The organism is Nocardiopsis listeri (genome assembly GCF_020741345.1).
GTDB lineage: Bacteria > Actinomycetota > Actinomycetes > Streptosporangiales > Streptosporangiaceae > Nocardiopsis > Nocardiopsis listeri_A.
Genome location: NZ_DYZD01000060.1, coordinates 49,798 through 66,265, shown reverse-complemented (window position 1 = coordinate 66,265; position 16,468 = coordinate 49,798). Strand labels below are relative to the sequence as shown.

General features: G+C 71.0%; 16 protein-coding genes. 6 read left to right on the top strand and 10 right to left on the bottom strand.

Annotated features, from left to right (window positions below; genetic code table 11):
* Positions 1–66 precede the first annotated feature (66 nt).
* Positions 67–945, top strand: coding sequence for a putative RNA methyltransferase (locus tag K8V84_RS03950; RefSeq protein WP_304070472.1), 879 nt, complete (start codon positions 67–69; stop codon positions 943–945).
* 136 nt (positions 946–1,081) lie between these two features.
* Here K8V84_RS03950 and K8V84_RS03945 read toward each other — a convergent pair whose 3' ends face one another.
* Positions 1,082–1,663, bottom strand: a complete 582-nt coding sequence (locus tag K8V84_RS03945) for an NADPH-dependent FMN reductase (RefSeq protein WP_304070470.1) — start codon at positions 1,661–1,663, stop codon at positions 1,082–1,084.
* Positions 1,664–1,766: 103 nt separating this feature from the next.
* Between K8V84_RS03945 and K8V84_RS03940 the strand changes: the two genes are divergently transcribed.
* Both K8V84_RS03940 and treZ read left to right on the top strand, forming a co-directional pair.
* Positions 1,767–1,937 carry a hypothetical protein gene (locus K8V84_RS03940; protein ID WP_304070466.1) on the top strand — a complete coding sequence of 57 codons (171 nt, stop codon included), beginning with the start codon at positions 1,767–1,769 and terminating at the stop codon, positions 1,935–1,937.
* A 10-nt stretch (positions 1,938–1,947) separates the two neighbouring features.
* Entirely contained in the window at positions 1,948–3,747 is a 1,800-nt protein-coding gene (treZ, locus tag K8V84_RS03935; RefSeq protein WP_304070462.1) for a malto-oligosyltrehalose trehalohydrolase, read from the top strand.
* Here treZ and K8V84_RS03930 read toward each other — a convergent pair.
* Together K8V84_RS03930 and K8V84_RS03925 are read right to left on the bottom strand one after the other, a co-directional pair.
* Positions 3,709–4,626, bottom strand: coding sequence for an alpha/beta hydrolase (locus K8V84_RS03930; RefSeq protein WP_304070459.1), 918 nt, complete (start codon positions 4,624–4,626; stop codon positions 3,709–3,711). The genes treZ and K8V84_RS03930 overlap by 39 nt on opposite strands.
* A gap of 135 nt (positions 4,627–4,761) precedes the next feature.
* On the bottom strand, positions 4,762–4,926 hold the full coding sequence (locus K8V84_RS03925; RefSeq protein WP_304070458.1) for a hypothetical protein: 165 nt from the start codon (positions 4,924–4,926) through the stop codon (positions 4,762–4,764).
* Between the two features lie 445 nt (positions 4,927–5,371).
* On the opposite strand from K8V84_RS03925, the gene K8V84_RS03920 reads away from it, so the two are divergent.
* Positions 5,372–6,094, top strand: a complete 723-nt coding sequence (locus tag K8V84_RS03920; protein WP_304070456.1) for a class I SAM-dependent methyltransferase — start codon at positions 5,372–5,374, stop codon at positions 6,092–6,094.
* On the opposite strand, the gene K8V84_RS03915 is transcribed toward K8V84_RS03920, so the two are convergent.
* Together K8V84_RS03915 and K8V84_RS03910 are read right to left on the bottom strand one after the other, a co-directional pair.
* Positions 6,081–6,881 carry a phosphotransferase gene (locus K8V84_RS03915; protein ID WP_304070455.1) on the bottom strand — a complete coding sequence of 267 codons (801 nt, stop codon included), beginning with the start codon at positions 6,879–6,881 and terminating at the stop codon, positions 6,081–6,083. The two genes, K8V84_RS03920 and K8V84_RS03915, sit on opposite strands and share 14 nt — an antisense overlap.
* 43 nt (positions 6,882–6,924) lie before the next feature.
* Positions 6,925–8,220: an MFS transporter gene (locus K8V84_RS03910; RefSeq protein WP_304070452.1), complete on the bottom strand. Its 1,296-nt coding sequence runs from the start codon at positions 8,218–8,220 to the stop codon at positions 6,925–6,927.
* Positions 8,221–8,295: 75 nt separating this feature from the next.
* Between K8V84_RS03910 and K8V84_RS03905 the strand changes: the two genes are divergently transcribed.
* Positions 8,296–8,850: a winged helix-turn-helix domain-containing protein gene (locus tag K8V84_RS03905; RefSeq protein WP_304070449.1), complete on the top strand. Its 555-nt coding sequence runs from the start codon at positions 8,296–8,298 to the stop codon at positions 8,848–8,850.
* 30 nt (positions 8,851–8,880) lie between these two features.
* On the opposite strand, the gene K8V84_RS03900 is transcribed toward K8V84_RS03905, so the two are convergent.
* From K8V84_RS03900 to K8V84_RS03890, 3 genes are all read right to left on the bottom strand, one after another.
* Positions 8,881–9,651, bottom strand: coding sequence for a hypothetical protein (locus K8V84_RS03900; RefSeq protein ID WP_304070447.1), 771 nt, complete (start codon positions 9,649–9,651; stop codon positions 8,881–8,883).
* A gap of 99 nt (positions 9,652–9,750) precedes the next feature.
* The gene (locus tag K8V84_RS03895) at positions 9,751–12,009 is read right to left on the bottom strand and encodes a DUF6351 family protein (protein WP_304070444.1); all 2,259 of its coding nucleotides are present in this window, start codon (positions 12,007–12,009) and stop codon (positions 9,751–9,753) included.
* 249 nt (positions 12,010–12,258) lie between these two features.
* Positions 12,259–12,831: a pyridoxamine 5'-phosphate oxidase family protein gene (locus tag K8V84_RS03890; RefSeq protein WP_304070441.1), complete on the bottom strand. Its 573-nt coding sequence runs from the start codon at positions 12,829–12,831 to the stop codon at positions 12,259–12,261.
* A gap of 344 nt (positions 12,832–13,175) precedes the next feature.
* On the opposite strand from K8V84_RS03890, the gene K8V84_RS03885 reads away from it, so the two are divergent.
* A complete protein-coding gene (locus tag K8V84_RS03885) occupies positions 13,176–13,832 on the top strand; it encodes a response regulator transcription factor (RefSeq protein WP_304070438.1) in 657 nt (218 codons plus the stop codon).
* A 119-nt stretch (positions 13,833–13,951) separates the two neighbouring features.
* Here K8V84_RS03885 and K8V84_RS03880 read toward each other — a convergent pair whose 3' ends face one another.
* Together K8V84_RS03880 and K8V84_RS03875 are read right to left on the bottom strand one after the other, a co-directional pair.
* Positions 13,952–15,724, bottom strand: a complete 1,773-nt coding sequence (locus K8V84_RS03880) for a GAF domain-containing sensor histidine kinase (protein WP_304070436.1) — start codon at positions 15,722–15,724, stop codon at positions 13,952–13,954.
* A 373-nt stretch (positions 15,725–16,097) separates the two neighbouring features.
* The gene (locus tag K8V84_RS03875) at positions 16,098–16,421 is read right to left on the bottom strand and encodes a hypothetical protein (RefSeq protein ID WP_369696600.1); all 324 of its coding nucleotides are present in this window, start codon (positions 16,419–16,421) and stop codon (positions 16,098–16,100) included.
* Positions 16,422–16,468 lie beyond the last annotated feature (47 nt).

The window sequence follows — 16,468 nt, the reverse complement described above, 5'->3', positions numbered from 1 at the left end:
GGTCCTGGACCGCTACCCGGTCGCGGTGCTGGCCAGAGGGTGGACACCGGTAGGCTGACCGCGATCATGACGAACACCCACACCGGCCCCCGCCTGCGCATGCCCGAACGCGTGGCGTCCGCCCTGGCCTGCCCCGTCTGCGGGCGGGCACTGTCCCGGGACCCCCGCGGGCTCACCTGCTCCGCACGGCACGGCTTCAACGTCGCCCGCGAGGGTTACGCCGGACTGCTCACCGGTGCCACCCCGCCCGGGACGGGGGACAGCAAGGAGATGGTCGCCGATCGGCTGCGCTTCCAGGCGGCCGGGCACTACGACCACATCGGCCGGGCCCTGGCCGAGGCCCTGACGGGTGTCGGCGCGGACCCGCTGATCGTGGACGTGGGCGGTGGCACCGGCCACTACCTGGCCCAGGTTCTGGAGGCGACACCCGGCGCGGTGGGGCTGACCACCGACGTGTCCAAGTTCGCCGCCCGCAAGGCGGCCAGGGTCCATCCCCGCGCCGGTGCGGTCACCGCCGACTCCTGGCGCGTTCTGCCCCTGGCCGACGGGGTCGCCGACGTTCTGCTGAACGTGTTCGCCCCCCGCAACGCCGCCGAGTTCCACCGCGTCCTGGCGCCCACCGGGACGCTGCTGGTGGTCACCCCCGAGACCGATCACCTCACCGAACTGCGTTCCGCCCTGGGGCTGTTGGAGGTGGATCCCCGCAAGGACGAACGCCTGGCCCACAGCCTGCACGCCCACTTCGCCCCGGTCCAGGCCCGGTCGGTGCGCTTCGACCTGGATCTTCCCCACCCGGACGCGCTCACCGTCGTGGGGATGGGGCCCAGCGCCCGCCACATCACCCCCGAGGACCTGGCCGAACGCGTGTCCGCCCTGCCCGACCCGGTGCGCGTCACCGCCTCGATCCGCCTGGGCGCCTATCGGCCACTGCCTCAGGGAACCTGAGCCGGATCGTCGTACCCGTGCCCGGCCGTCCTTGCCGGGTGACATGGGAGGGGTGTACGTCTTCGGGTGCCGCGGTTGTCCGGGTCGTCCTTTCGCCCGCCGGTACGACCGTTCCCGAAACGGTCGGGCCGGCCGGTCAGACGAGCCGGCCCAGGGGCAGGCCCGATCGCCGGCCCTCGGCGTAGGACAGCGCGTCCTCCAGTTCGGTCACGGCCAACCGCATCCGCTCCACCACAGCCGGGTCGTCGTACTCGCCCCGCTCGTCCACGCGCGACCCGGCCCGGGAGACCACCACGCAGTCGACCAACACGGCCCCCAACAGGGTCAACGTCGGCATCAGCGGCGCATGGGCCCGCATGCCACCCGCCTGACCGGGGGAGGCGCTCATCAACAGGGTCGGTTTGCCCACCAGACCACCCGAGCCCACCAACCAGTCGATGGCGTTCTTGGTCACCCCCGCGGGGCCGTGAGCGTACTCGGGCGTGGCGATCACCAGCCCCTGGGCGCGCGAGGCCAGGTCCCGCAGCTCACGCACCGAATCCGGCCAGGAGTCCTCGTCGTTCTCGACGTCCGGGTTGAACAACGGCAGCCGACCGGCCAGATCCTCGCCGAACACGGTGAGGGCCGTACCCACCCGTGGCACCAGTCTCAACAGGGCCGCGTTGAGCGAACCCCGCCGAAGGCTCCCGCAGATTCCCAGCACCGGACGTTCTTCCATCGCCCCACCGTCTCACGTCGCTCCGGTCCGAACACCCCGGTTTCCGGGGTCCGGGCCTGACGGACCCCGGTGCGATCCGTCCCCACCACCGAGGAGGGCCCGCTTGTCCCGGGAGCACGAGGAGCCCGTCGCCGCGCGGCTGAACCCGGAGGCCTTCGACGCCCGGCACGGCGGCCCGTTGCTCGGGCTCGTGGTCGTCAACCCGGTCTGTGGCCCGAACCGCCCGGCGAGGGTGTCGCGTGGGGGCGGTTCGACCTTCCCCGCACCTGGGTAGATCACCGTGCGTGAACGAACCGAACCATCCCGCCACCCCCGGACGCGGCGTCCACGGCGATTTCTCGGTCTGGGCCCCCGCAGCCCACCGTGTGCGCGTGCGCGTCGACGGCACCGACCACACCATGGACCGCGACGACCACGGATGGTGGCACGCCACGGTCTCCGGGGCCGGACCCGGATCCGACTACGCCTACCTGCTGGACGAGGACGAACAGGCCCTGCCGGACCCACGGTCACTGTGGCAACCCGAGGGCGTCCACGCCCCCACCCGCGTCTACGACCACGACGCCCACGTGTGGGCCGACGGGGGCTGGACCGGACGCCCCCTCGCCGGGGCCGTGATCTACGAACTCCACGTGGGCACCTTCACCCCCGAAGGCACCCTCACCGGCGCCATCGACCACCTCGACCACCTGGTCGGGCTCGGCGTCACCCACGTCGAACTCATGCCGCTCAACGCCTTCGACGGCGCCCACGGCTGGGGTTACGACGGGGTCCTGTGGTCCGCGGTCCACCAACCCTACGGCGGGCCCGACGCCCTCAAGGGGTTCGTCGACGCCTGCCATCGACGCGGCCTCGCCGTGCTGCTCGACGTGGTCTACAACCACCTGGGCCCCTCCGGCGCCTACCTGCCGCGCTTCGGCCCCTACTTCCTCGGTGAGAACGCCTGGGGGCCCTCCCTGAACCTGGACGGCCCCCACTCCGACCCCGTCCGCGACCTGGTCGTCGAGGGCGCCCTGGACTGGCTGCGCCACTACCACCTGGACGGGTTGCGCCTGGACGCGGTGCACGCGATGAGGGACGACCGCGCCGTGCCGATCCTGGTCGAACTCTCCGACGCCGTCGAGGCCCTGGCCACCGGGCTCGGCCGCCCCCTGTCCCTGATCGCGGAGTCCGACCGCAACGACCCGCGCACCGTCCTGGCCCGTGAGGCCGGTGGACCGGGTATGACCGCCCAGTGGTCCGACGACCTGCACCACGCCCTGCACGTGGCGCTCACGGGGGAGACCCACGGCTACTACGCCGACTTCGCCGGCCCCCGGGTGCTCGCCGACGTGCTGCGGAACGTGTTCCGACACCAGGGAGGGCCCTCCTCCTTCCGAGGACGAAGCCATGGTGCCCCGGTCGACACCCACCGCGTCCCCGGCAGCCGGTTCCTGGGTTACCTGTCCACCCACGACCAGATCGGCAACCGCGCCCGTGGCGACCGCAAGGGCGAACGCCTCTCGCCCGGTCTGCTCACCTGCGGTGCCGCGCTGGTGTTGTTGTCGCCCTACACCCCGATGATCTTCATGGGAGAGGAGTGGGGCGCCACCACCCCCTGGCCGTTCTTCGCGTCCTTCACCGATCCGGACCTGGCCGAGGGGGTGCGCGCCGGGCGCCGCCGCGAGTTCGCCGCCCTGGGGTGGGCCGAGGAGGACATCCCCGACCCCATGGACCCGGCCACCCGCGAGAGTGCCGTCCTGGACTGGTCCGAGCCCGAACGCGAACCAGGGGCGTCGGTCCTGGAGGCCTACCGGGCGCTCATCGCCCTGCGCCGCGCCGAACCCGAGGCGGCGGACCCGCGCCTGGACCGCTTCGAGGTCACCGCGAGTGAGGACGGTCGGGTGCTCGTCCTGCACCGAGGGTCCCTGCGTCTGGTGTGCAACCTGTCCGCCGAGAAGGCCGGGGTCGAGTTGGACGCCCCACCGGGGGAACCGTTGCTGGCCACCGGACACACGAGGGTCGAAGGCGCCCGCGTCGAGGTGCCGGGCGAGTCCTTCGCCGTCCTACGTGTCCGACCCGCCCGTTCCGACCGTTCGCGGTAGCGAGGCCCGCACCCACTCGGCCAGGTGCTCCAACACCATCTGCCCGGTGGGGTCCTCGGTCCGGTCGATGACGGCGGCCTGGAAGGCGTGCGACATGGCCTCGTACACCCGCACGGTCACCGGGCCGCCGGCTTCGTCGGCGGCCTTGGCCAGACGCAGGGTGTCGTCCAGCAGGGCCTCGTCCTCACCCACGGCCAACAGCAGGGGCGGCAGCCCGGTCAGGTCGCCGAACAGGGGGGACTGCGGGGCCTGGTCGGGGCGTGCGCCGTCCAGGTAACCGCCGATCAGCGCGGTGAGCATCTCGCGATCCACGCCCGGGTCGTGCGCGGTGTTGGTGTCCACCGACGGGCTGGACAGGGTCAGGTCGGTGGGCGGGGAATAGGAGATCACCGAGGCCGGCAAAGACACACCCGCGGCCTTCAGTTCGAGCAGCATCGACAGGGCCAGGGTGCCCCCGGACGACTCGCTGAGCACCACCACCCGTCCCGCGGGCACCCCCTGGTCCAGCAGGCAGCGGTAGGCGGCGACCGCGTCGTGCAGGGGCGCGGGGAAGGTGTGCGCGGGCGCCAGGCGGTAGTGCGCCACGAACACCGGCAGGCCGGTGGCCCGGGACACGTGCGAGGCGAACAGGTTCATCAGGTCGGGCATGCGGTGGTGGAACCCGCCGCCGTGCAGGTACAGGATCGCTCCGGCCCGAGCGGGGGCGTCACTCGTGCTGATCCACGTGCCCTCACACGCTCCCTCTCGGGCCGGGACCGACTCGACCACCGCGTCCTCGGGAAGGTCGAAGGTGCGTTCGTGCAGGGTGGACAGCCTTCGCGCGAGGGTGGCGCGGGCGGTGTCGAGGTCCAGGAGAGGGGGTACGCGTGTCAGATCCATGGCGCCGGTCTATCGGAGCCAAGACTCTCCCGACAACGGGTTTTCACGCCGGTGCCACCCGCGCCCCCACTCGTGGTCTTCGCCGCCGTCACCGACGTGGCCCGACCGACCGCTGTGAGGGGGAGCCCCGGCCGTTCACGGGACGCCCCCGGTTCGGTTCACGTCGATCGGGACGGATCCCAAGGCCGAGACGTCCTCGGGTCCCACTCGCGCGGTGCGCACCACCCAACGGGCGGTCGCCGGATCGGCGAGGAAGTTCTGGGACAGACGTCGACGGTCGTTGTTCCTGGCGCGTGCCATGCGTGCGTGGTCCGTTCCGCCACCGGGGGTGGCCGATGAGGGCGCGAACGGCACGACGGGACCCACGCCCGGCCAGGGCGCGTCAGAAAAGGGACAGGGTCCGCCGGCCGACCGCCCGAAAGGGAAAAGGGGCGTCGGCTGAGACCGGACCGGCGAAGACGCGGGTGCGACGAAGGACGAACCCGGCACCGCCGACGTCGCGCCGATGAGGACGCGGGAACGGCGGTGCGCTCAGAGGGGTTCGGCTACGGGGCCGGCTGAGCGGACCGGAGTCGTGCGCAGGCGTCCGCGGGCCAGGCCTGCGGACCCTGGAAGATCGCGTGGAATGCTGCCATGACGCCCACGGTAGGGGAGGGCCATCCGCGCGGGCAACGCATTTTCCGCAAGGGCCATACTCCGGAAAACGGGTGGCCGTACCCGCCCCGAACACGGGATACTCGTCGCCATGGCCGACTTCTCCACCTTCGACACCCGCCACTACCGCATCGTGGACGTGGCCACCGGCTACGACGGCTGGTCCACCACCTACGAGGACTCCGTCCTGGACGCGATGGATCTGGACCTGCTCGACGGGCTCACCGTCCCCGACCGGGCCACGGTCGACCGCGCCGTCGACCTGGGATGTGGAACCGGGCGCACCGGCGCCTGGCTCCGAGAACGCGGGGTCTCGCACGTGGACGGTGTGGACCTGAGCGCCGGAATGCTCGCGCTGGCCGAGAAGCGCGGCGCCCACACCACCCTGACCCGAGGCGACGTGCGGGCCAGTGGACTACCCGGTGGCTCCTACGACCTGGCCATCGCCTCGCTCATCGACGAGCACCTGCCCGGGCTCGAACCGCTCTACGCCGAGGCGTGGCGGCTCACCCGACCCGGAGGGCACTTCGTCCTGGTCGCCTACCATCCGCAGTTCATGATGGTCTCCGGAATGCCCACCCACTTCACCGACGCCTCCGGTGAGGACGTCGCCATCACCACGCACGTCCACCACATCGGCGACCACGTGCGCGCAGCCCTGGCCGCCGGATGGCGACTGGCGGCGCTGGAGGAGGCCGTGGTGGACGACGACTGGGTGGCGGCCAAGCCCAAGTGGGAGAGGTTCCGCGGTCACCCCATCTCGGCCGCCTTCGTCTGGACCCGCCCCGACCGAGAGGCGGTCAGGACGCGGTGAGCATCCGCGCCCACAGGTCCGCGTGACGTTCGATGTGGTCGGCGGCCGGGCCCCAGTGGTCGGCGTGGCCCTCGGCGTGCAACCGTGCCCAGGGCTGCGTGCCGCTCCGCGCGCCCTCCTCCAACAGTTCGAACATGCCGCGCACCCGGTGCAGCGCCGCCCGGGGCAGCCGTGCACGCTGTTCGGGGTCGCAGCCGTATCCGTCTGCCAGCGCCAGCAGGCGCCGGCCGTCGGTGTCGGGGTCGCCTCCCGGGTGCAGGGGCGCGAACCCGTGCGCCGCGTAGCCCAGATCGCCCATCCGCGTGCCCGGGGCGGCACCGTCCCAGTCGATGAAGCACCAGCGCGGCTCCGGTCCCTGCGCGGCCTCGTCGCACACGACCAGGTTCCACGGGGCCAGGTCGTAGTGGCAGATCACCTCGCCCTCCTCCGCTGGGAAGACCGACCCCCACACGGGTTCTCTCGGTGGCCGGAAGTCGGCGGTGAGGTCGTGCAGGCGTCGGATCAGCGCACCCACCCTCCGCAACCCGGCCGTGGACATCGGCGCCATCCGGTCGGCCAGGGTGCCGGGCACGTACTCCAGGCACTGGGAACCCTCGGGGTGGCGCCCGTGCGCGACGGGTGCGGCCGGATAGCCGTGCCGGTTCAGGTGACGCAGGAGTGCGGTGACGGCGGGGGAGGAGGGCGACCACGGTTTGCGCACCGTGGCGCCCACACGCAGCACGCTCTCGGCCACGTTGCCGCCCTCGAGCACCTCGACGTCGTCCGGAGCGGGTTCGGTGGAACTCATGCGCCCCATCCTGGCGGTGAGGGCGAGCGCGGGTCCATCGGATTCAGCGGGCCTCCCGGTCGACGACCTCCGCTTCGGCGGCGTCGAACCGCGCGTCGCTCAGGCGGATCAACGGCAGCAACATCAGCAACATCGATCCGCCGAGCAGCAGGTACATCGGCCTGAGCCCGATGAGGGAGGCCAACACCCCGCCCGTGATCGCGCCCAGCGGCATGGTCCCCCAGGCCAGCAGACGGAAAACGCTGTTCACCCGGCCCAGCAGGCGGTCGGGGGTCAGGCGCTGGCGCAGCGACACCACGATCACGTTCCAGACCATGATGGCGGCCCCGCCCGCGCCCAGGCCCACCGTCACCACCCACAGGTTCGTGCTCAGCCCGGGGACCCCCACCAGCAGGGCGAACCCGATCACGGAGACGCGCAGGGCCCGGGTGCGACCACACCACCGTTCGATCCGCTCGACCAGGAAGGATCCGATCAGGCTGCCCACCGCGGTCGAGATCAGCAGCAGGCCGAAGGCGGCCTCGTGCAGACCCAGGTACGAACCGGCGCCCACCGCGTAGAGCACGAACACCGAGAAGGCCGCCTGGGAGGCGAAGTTGGCCGCCCCGACCATGAGCGCGAACCGGCGCAGCAGCCGGTTGGCCCACAGGAACCGCACCCCCTCGGCGATCTCGGAGCGCAGGGTGGTGGACGGCCCGGTCCTCTTCACCCGGAAACGGCCCTTGACCAGCAACAGCATCCCCACGGCGGCGGCCCACAGTCCTGCCGGAGTGAGGAAGGCCAGGGCGACACCTGCCGCCACCAGGGCGCTGCCGAGTGGTGGGCCGATGAACTCCTGTCCGGTCAGTTCGGCCGCGTACAGGCGGCCGTTGGCCCGTGACAGACTGCTGCGAGGTACGACCTGCGGGAGGATCGACTGGGCGGAGGTGTCGTAGAGGGTCTCGGTGACGCCGATGGCGAAGGCGACCGCGTACAGCAGCCAGATCGAACCGAACCCCAGGGTCAGACAGAGCGCCAGGACCAGCAGCAGGATGACGCGCACGACGTTGGCGCCGACCATGGCCAGGCGACGATCGAACCGGTCGGCCAGCGCGCCGGCGGGCAGGGCGCACAGCAGCCAGGGCAGGGTCGACGCGGTGGCCACACCGGCGATGAGCACGGGGGAGTCGGTCAGGCGCAGGGCCACCAGGGGCAGGGCGGCCTTGAGTGCGCCGTCGGCGAGGTTGGACAGTCCCGAGGAGGTCCACAGACGCCAGAAGGGGCCGCCCAGTGGTCCGGGGGCGGGTGCGGTGGTGCCGGACGGAGGGGTGGAGGGCGTGTTCCCGTCGTTCTCGGCCATGAATCGACGATGACAGATCGATTGATCAAACTCAATCGATTGGCTTGAGTCTATCGATCCACTAGCGTTGTCCACATGAGTGAGTCGGAGCCGACCCCGCCCCCCGCATCCGAGCCCGGGAAGCGCCGCCCCGCCACCGCTCAGGAGGCCAAGGCCCTCGGGCATCCCCTGCGCCTGCGCATCCTCCGCGAGTGCCGATTGCGCGAACTCACCAACAAGGAGCTCGCCGACCGCTTGGAGACCTCACCCGGCACGGTCCTCTACCACGTCCGGCGGCTGGTGGAGGCGGGACTCCTGGTGGCGGCTCCGGTCCGCACCGGCAGCGGGGGCGCCCTGGAGAAGCCCTACCGGGCCACCGCCGTGACCTGGTGGCTGGACGGTCCGCTCGCGCAGGAGGAACCCGTCGTGCGCGGCGCACCGGTTCAGGCGTTTCAGGAGGAACTCGCCCAGGCCGGACCCGAGTCGCTGCGCACCTACGCCCGCTTCGTCCTACACCTGAGCGACGACCAGATCCAGGAACTGGACCGGCGCATCGTGGCCGTCCTGGACGAGTACGTGGCCACCGACGACGAGCGCCTCGACCAGCCCGCCTACGGTGGCATCTTCGTCCTGCATCGCCCCGCGGACTGACCTCCACGGTCATCCGTCCGGTCCCGTGCCTCAGCCGAAGAACACCTGTCTGGTCAGCTCCGCCAGCGCGACCAGCCCCGCGAAGGCCGCCGCGAGCCTGACCCTGCTGTAGGGGTGCTGGCCCTCCACGCGCCCGGTGCGTCCGTTCACCACCACCGGCCACTCCCGGCCCCGGAACCGGTAGGAGGCCGCCCAGACCGGCATCAAGGCCAGGGTGTGGACCGGGTTCGACAGTGTGGTCTCCACCGTCTCCACCCGCTGTTCGTCCCCGCCGATCTCCTCGGCGCACGCCCACTCGATGGACCGGCGCATCACCTGTTCGGCCCGCTCCCACCCGGCCTCTGCGGAGGCGTCCACCGCGGCGACCTCGACCCCCTGGACCGCCTCGGGTGTGTGGGCCACGACCTTGTTCAACAGCCAGGAGTCCAGCCTGTCGGCCCCCTCGGGTCGAGTGGCCGCGCACACCACCACGTCACCGTAGTGGCGTTCCAACGTGCCCCGTACTCGACGCCAGGAGGTCTCCCGCGTCTCGTGCGAACCGGTCAGGTCCGGTCGTCCGTCGGCGTCATGGACGCCCCGCTCCACCCAGTGGTGCTCTCCGTGCCACCCCTCGTAGTGGGAGACGGTGTCGGCCTCGAACACCCGGTAGGGAACGAACACCGGGCGCAGGTTCTCGAAGGCGCCCGGACGCCGGATCCCGCGGGGCACGAACCACAGCCCTTCGACCCAACGGGACAGGGCCGCCTCGGCGGCGACACGGTCGAGCACGAACGGGATCACGGCCCGGGGGATGTCGGACAAGGGGGCTCCGGGGACAGAAGGGAAGGGAGCGATACACCGGCTAGGACGCGCCCAAGCCCCGGCCGGTTGCCCCGGCCCAGGTCACGGTCGTGGTCACGCTCAGAAGAACTGCCAGGGCCCCTTCGGCGGTCGCTGATCCACCCCCGGAACCGACCAGTCGCACACCCCCGCCGCGAAGACCTCCCCGGCACGCTCGGCCTGCTCGGCGTCGAACTCCGCCGGATGCCCGCCCTCGTCGAAAGGGGTGAGCCGGCACTTGACCACGTCCGAAGCGAGAGGGCCGCCCGCCACCGTCCGAGGCGAACCGTGCACGGGGAACGCGTCCGCGCACCGGTCGCCCTGGCCGGCGGGTAGGGGCAGTTGAGGTGAGACCACACGTTCTCCCTCGATCCAACAGGAATCGGTCAGCCACTCCGGACGGGTCCGCTCCACCCGCTCGATGGCGGTGGAGCGCGGGCGCACCCGCGCGTCGTGGGCGGCCGAGCTCACCCAGGAGTCCAGTTCCACCAGGGCGCGCCCGGCGACCGGGCTTTGCGAGTCGAAGACCCCCGCCCGGTGCGGCTCGACCAGCATCACGTGGTTGGCGTCGGTGCCGTTGGCCTGGACCAACCGTTCCCGGGTGGAGAAGGAGTGGTAGCGCATGTGGATGTCGCCGCCCGGTGCGTCGTCCTGGTAGGGACGGTGGTCCACCACGGGGATGTCGGCCAGCCCGCCGCCCCCGTACAACAACCGGCCGCTGTCGTAGGCCGCCGCGATGGCCTCCGGGTCGCCCTCGGTACGTTCGGTCACCACCCGTCCGTCCGGGTCGAGCCCCCCGATGTGCTCGTTCAGGTGTAGGAAGGCGTCCACGTCGATGTCCCCGGCCATCAGCGCCGACAGGCCGTACTGGACGCCGACGTTGTCCAACGGCCGCCGGGGTGGTCCGGTGCCGGGGCCGGTCCCGTAGACGTTCACGGTGTGCGAGTACAGGTCGCAGCGTGCCCCGTCGGGTTCGCCCTCGGGGTGGTAGCGCTCGGACTCGGGCAGCGCGTCCGGGCACACACCCCGTGGATCGATCCGGGACGCGGCCCCGGCCATCGCCTCCACACCCTCCGGGCCACCGAACCCGGAGACCGCGCCCACCTGCTCGGCGGTGAGCGCCTCGGGATGCCTCTCGGCGTAGGAACGCAGCAACAGGGCGTCGGTCGCCGCCGGAGTGGTCGCAAAACCCACGTCCGGATAGCTCTGCGAGACCAGGATCCCGTCCAACAGACCGGGCTGGTTGTCGGCGATCTGGTGGGCCTGGTACGAACCCCCGGAGGATCCCCAACCCAGGGTGTGGTCGGGGGACCCGTAGGCGAGGACGAAGCGCTCCTTGGTGGCCGCCATGGTCTCGGCGGCGAGGAGATCGTTGCAGTTGTTGCCGAACACGTTCAAGGACGCCGAGGCCACCGCGTACCCCCGGGAGAGCATGCCGTGGTCCACCACCCCGGCGGTGTGGTCGCCCTGTGTGTACCAACCCCCGGGACAGCCGCCGCCGAACTTGTACACCAGGCGCCGGTTCCAGCCCTCGGGGGAGGCCCACGGGTCGGGTTCGGGGTCGCGGGGATCGTGCAGCATGGCCGTCTCGTACACGGAACGATTGGCCGTCCCCGTCTCCACCCGCACCGTGTAGGGCACCTCCGCCCCGGTGGAGGTGGTCGTGGTGGCCACGTCGGACGGCAACCGGTCCAGCTCCGGCAACGCCTTGAACTCCCCGTCGGTGGACCGGTACACGTATCCCACGCGGGTGGTCGCCGAGCAGTCCTCGTCCAGGGCGGCGCCCAACGTCCCACCCCAGGCCAGGGCGAAGTCCTCGGTCCGGCACACGAACGGTTCCTGGTGCGGTCCGGAGAACACCGGTCCCGACAGCGGGTGGGCGGTCACGGTCAGTTCCACCGGCTCGGGTGCGGTGCCACCGTCCCGCGCCGTCTCCTCCTCAGTGGCCTCGACGGAGGCCACCAGGGAGTTGGCCCCCTCGGACAGGTCGGACACCGTCCCCTCCAACACCGGGCCCACCCCGGGCAGATGCACCCGCCCCAGCTCCTCGGTGACGTCCTCGCCATCCGCTTCCAGCCGCACCCGGTGGGGTTGGTGGGGGCGGGGCGGCGTCACCCGAACCAGCACGGTGTCGCCCATGACGGTGTCGGGCCGAGAGGACAGCACCTCGACGGCGAACCCGTCCCGCGAGGTCTTCGGGGGGCGCTCCAGCGGCGCCGCCGAGAGGGGTGTGTTCAGCGCGGTGGCGTGTTCGGGCACCGCGGCGCCGGAGACGGTGCACAACGTCGCGACACCGGCCGCACCCGCGCCCAGGGCCACGCGTCGCCAGGTCGACCTCATCACGACGGCCCCGGGCACGGTGGGGCGGCGGCGAGGGCCGGGGGTCGAAGAGGAACGAACCGGTCGATGGCACATGCCGGCATGGTCTCCGCGCCGCGCCCCCGTGGCAGGGGGGCGCACCGCGGTGGGAACCGGCTTTGCACTCCCATGCCGCCATCGATACCCGGAAAGCCGACAGAACGAACAAAGAGGCCGGGTGGTCGGATCCGTCCGGAACCGGACACCCGGCCCACGTGCGTGTTCGGAGGATCAGGAGCGGTGGATCTCTCGACCGCTGATCCGGGCCGGGACGATCTTCAGGACCTGGTCCCGCGGACCGGCCGCCCATGGCTGCGGCATACGGCCCTGCGGGATGCGTTCCAGCTCCCCATCGTCACGAACCCAACGACAACGCCCCGAACACAGCACGCTCCACCCCTCACGACGTTCCTCGTCGAGGTGGTCGACCTGGAAGGCCGCGTACCCGCGCGCGTAACGCATGATGGTGCCCGCCAACGTCGAGCGGAACACGATCGTGTCGTTGACCAGCGAGTAGTTGACGGGCAGCACCGTCGGTGCGGCGTCCCCGTCGATGGTGAAGGCCACCCGCCCGATGTCCCGTGTGGCCAACAGGTTCAGGCAGGTCTGACGCTCCAGGGTGGTGAACGAGACCTGACCTCCGGTGGCCAGGTCCGCGCCCAGTGACCGCCGCTCGCCCTCCTGCAGACGTTCGGTGCCCGCGAACTCCTCCGACGCCGTGCGTTGTTCCGGTGGCGATCCGGGTCCCGTGACCGAACCACCCCGCCCGCTCGCGGACGCCCCGGCATCGCTTGTTCCAACCATCACAAGCCCCCCGAAATCCGATGCCTTCCGTATATACCCGCCCTCTTCATCGTCGCCTGTCCACGAACACCGGAAAAGGGGCCGGGATCCCCCTGATCCACGGCGAAGGTCCTCCTTCGCGCACTACCCGTCGGGACACAGGCCTCAAACAGAAAGGGACGTTCGCCCCCTCTGGTGACGGACGCCCCCGGATAGGGTGGTCACGCCTGGTCCGAGCTCTCGGGCCGAGGGCGAACACACGGCTGGGAACCGCCCGACGGTGCACCACAACGGACGGTGAAAAGCCCACAACCCAAGGCGGCACCGCCGCCTCGGGTCACCAGTGCTATGGAGGTGCGCACCTGATGGGCGGCGACAGATCGATCCGGGTGTTCCTGGTCGACGACCACGAGATCGTCCGGAGAGGCGTGGGGTCACTCCTCGACGACGAGGAGGGCATCGAGGTGGTCGGCGAGGCCGGCACCGCCGCGCAGGCCCTGGCCAGGGTGCCCGCGCTCCGACCCGACGTGGTCGTACTCGACGTTCGACTCCCCGATGGCGACGGTGTCACCGTCTGCCGGGAGATCCGGTCGATGCTCCCCGACACCCACATGCTCATGCTCACGTCCTACTCCGACGATGAGGCCCTCTACGGGGCGGTCATGGCGGGTGCCTCCGGCTACATCCTCAAGCAGATCCACGGAACCGACCTCGTCGGCGCCGTTCGCACGGTCGCCCAGGGGCGGTCCCTGCTGGACCCGGAGTCGACCGCGCGCATGCTCAAGCGACTGCGCGACGAGGCCGGCCGCAAGGACCCGCTCAGCGAGCTCACCGAACAGGAGCGCCGTGTCCTGGAGCTCATCGGTGAGGGACTCACCAACCGGGAGATCGGCGCCAGGATGTACCTGGCGGAGAAGACCGTGAAGAACTACGTGTCCCGTGTCCTGGCCAAGCTCGGCATGGCCCGCCGTACCCAGGCGGCCGCCTACGCGGTGCGCCTGTCCATGGACCAGACCGCCTGATCCGCGCGGAACGAGAGGGAGCCGGGCCACCCCGAAAGGGGCGGCCCGGCTCCCTCTCGTTCTCAGGGCCGTCGAGGCGTCGGTGCCCGGGAACGCGTCGGCTCCGCCCCCGGACCCGATCAACCCCCCAGGGTCTGTTCCTCACGCTGGACGGGCGCGGACCACTCCACCACCGTGCCCTCGCCGGGACCGGAGGCCACCGCCATCGCACCGCCCAGTTCCTCGGCGCGCGAGGCCAGGTTGCGCAGACCGCTGCGCGCCGACCCCTCGGGGATGCCACGGCCGTTGTCGGAGACCCGCAACACCACCTCACCGTTGTCCACCGACAGCTCCACGTCCACCGTGGTCGCCCCCGAGTGCCGGGCCACGTTGGACAGCAGCTCACGCAGCACCGGAACCAGGTGCTCGCCCACCCGTTCGTCCACGGCGTTGTCCACCGGCCCCTGGGTGAGCAGTCTGGGCGCGAAGCCCAACGTCTCCGCGGCGGTGTTGACCAACTCCAGTACCCGGGAGCGCAACCACGAGGAGTCGTCCTCGGCCGAACTCTGCAGGGCGAAGATGGTCGACCGGATCTGTCGGATGGTGTCGTCCAGGTCGTCCACCGCGCCCTGCACCCGTTTGGCGGAGGTCGCGTCGTCGATCCGCCGCACCGTGCCCATCAACGTGATGGCGGTGGCGTACAGCCGTTGGATGACCGTGTCGTGCAGGTCGCGGGCGATCCGGTCCCGGTCCTCCAACACGCTCAACCGTTCCGAGTCCAGACGGGCCTCGGCCAACTCCAGGGCGACCGCCGCCTGGTTCGCGAACGACGACAGCATGTTCAACCAGCTGCCCTGGAAGTCCTCCCGACCGCGGTCACGGGCCAACACCAGCACGCCCCGGGCCCCGTCGGGCGGACCGAACGGCAGCACCAGCACGGGGCCGACCCCCATCCGGGTGAGGAAACCGACCCCGAGGTGCTCGAACTCGGACACGTTCGTCTGCAACGGGGTGCCGCTCAGGTAGACCCGGCCCAACAAAGTGTCCTCGGCCCGGGTCAGGGTCGCCCCGCGCGCCCCCGCCGCCAGGGATTCGCACTGGTCCTCGGGACCGTCCCACACCCGCACCGTGAGGGTCTCGGGGTCCTCGCCGGGCATGGCGATGATCGCGATGTCGGAGTGCGCCATCACCCGGGCCCGGCGCGCCACCAGGCGCAGTACCTCCTCGGGCGCCGCCCCGGACAGCAACCGGGTGGTGATCTGCCCGGAGGCGTCCAGCCAGGTCTCACGGCTCTGGGTCTGGGCGAACAGCTGGGCGTTCTCGATCGCGGTGCCGGCGGCCGTCGCCAGGGCGCGCATCAGGAGTTCGTCGTCGCCGGTGAACTCCGTGCCGTCGTGCTTGTCGGTCATGTAGAGGTTGCCGAACACCTTGTCGCGGATGCGGATCGGCACACCCAAAAAGGTGTGCATCGGCGGGTGCCCTTCGGGGAACCCACGCGATTCGGGGTGGTCGCTCACCTCTTTGAGCCGCAACGGCTGGGGTTCCTTGATGAGCAGTCCGAGGATGCCCTCGCCCCTGGGCCAGTGGTCGATGCAGGAGATCTCGTGGGGTTCCAGGCCCACCGGGATGAAGCGACTCATGTTCCCGTCGGGGCCGATCACGCCCAGAGCCCCGTAGCGGGCGTTGACCAGCCGGGTCGCGGTCTCGGCGATTCGTAGCAGGAGGGGGTCCAGTTCGAGACCCTCACCGATGGAGATGACGGCTTCCAGGAGGGTGTGGATGCGCTCCTGCTTGCGGGAGATCTCGGTCAACCGGGACCGGACCTCGTCGAGCAGGTCGTCCAGCCGAACCTGGGGCAGGGACAGCCGGTCGTGTTCGTGAGGATCGAAGTGGTCGCCGACCGTCTCGCTCATGGGGACTCTTTTCCGGCTGCTGTCCGAGGTTCCACAACCGAGTCTATGGGCGATCTGTACGGGTTCGACTCGCCCCCACGAACTACGACGTGCGCCAAGTCACCCATCCTGACCTGCCGCTTTCCGGAGCTGCCGCTCCGTCGCGCGCAAGTGCCGAAGGCCCTTCCGCAAAGGGGTCTTCAGGCCATCGTTCACAGTGGTATCGGCCGCGTTGCCCGTCTCCACGAACCCCGCCCGGACAGTGCTCCGTCGACCGTTGGCCCGACCCTGCCGAGACGGTTGTGGCCTCTTCCATTGAGAATTTCTGAACAATTCGGGTGGACGTTCGTGAACCACTCGAGAACCGGGACCGAGAGTCTCGGCCCCGATGACCTCACGGCGCCAGGATCCGGCGACCTCGACGGTGGGGTCGGTCGCCCCGGCCAGATCGGTCAGGTACACCGAACCTGGTCCACGTACTCACGCGTTCCAGTAGTCCGGTGACCGGTTCCTCGCGCTGGACGGGGGCGTGCCCGGCGGCCATGACCACGACCTCGTACCACTGGTCGTCATGGGCGTGCTTGATCAGCGGCGCGAGACCGCCCTCCTCCGGGCCCTGGATGTGGTGCATCGCGCCGGTCAGGAGCCTGCCGATCCGACGCTTGGCGGTGGTGATCGGGGCGTCAGAGCCGCCGTTGAGGATCAGCCACCCGGCCACAGCCCGAACCGGCCCGAGCCCTCGGGGCACCGGCCCCGCGCCGGTGC

Bases quoted from the DNA above. Each gene is read 5' to 3' on its own strand.
- K8V84_RS03950 (WP_304070472.1), top strand. From the start codon at position 67: ATGACGAACACCCACACCGGCCCCCGCCTGCGCATGCCCGAACGCGTG.
- K8V84_RS03945 (WP_304070470.1), bottom strand. From the start codon at position 1,663: ATGGAAGAACGTCCGGTGCTGGGAATCTGCGGGAGCCTTCGGCGGGGT.
- K8V84_RS03930 (WP_304070459.1), bottom strand. From the start codon at position 4,626: ATGGATCTGACACGCGTACCCCCTCTCCTGGACCTCGACACCGCCCGC.
- K8V84_RS03925 (WP_304070458.1), bottom strand. From the start codon at position 4,926: ATGGCACGCGCCAGGAACAACGACCGTCGACGTCTGTCCCAGAACTTC.
- K8V84_RS03920 (WP_304070456.1), top strand. From the start codon at position 5,372: ATGGCCGACTTCTCCACCTTCGACACCCGCCACTACCGCATCGTGGAC.
- K8V84_RS03915 (WP_304070455.1), bottom strand. From the start codon at position 6,881: ATGAGTTCCACCGAACCCGCTCCGGACGACGTCGAGGTGCTCGAGGGC.
- K8V84_RS03910 (WP_304070452.1), bottom strand. From the start codon at position 8,220: ATGGCCGAGAACGACGGGAACACGCCCTCCACCCCTCCGTCCGGCACC.
- K8V84_RS03905 (WP_304070449.1), top strand. From the start codon at position 8,296: ATGAGTGAGTCGGAGCCGACCCCGCCCCCCGCATCCGAGCCCGGGAAG.
- K8V84_RS03895 (WP_304070444.1), bottom strand. From the start codon at position 12,009: ATGAGGTCGACCTGGCGACGCGTGGCCCTGGGCGCGGGTGCGGCCGGT.
- K8V84_RS03890 (WP_304070441.1), bottom strand. From the start codon at position 12,831: ATGGTTGGAACAAGCGATGCCGGGGCGTCCGCGAGCGGGCGGGGTGGT.
- K8V84_RS03885 (WP_304070438.1), top strand. From the start codon at position 13,176: ATGGGCGGCGACAGATCGATCCGGGTGTTCCTGGTCGACGACCACGAG.
- K8V84_RS03880 (WP_304070436.1), bottom strand. From the start codon at position 15,724: ATGAGCGAGACGGTCGGCGACCACTTCGATCCTCACGAACACGACCGG.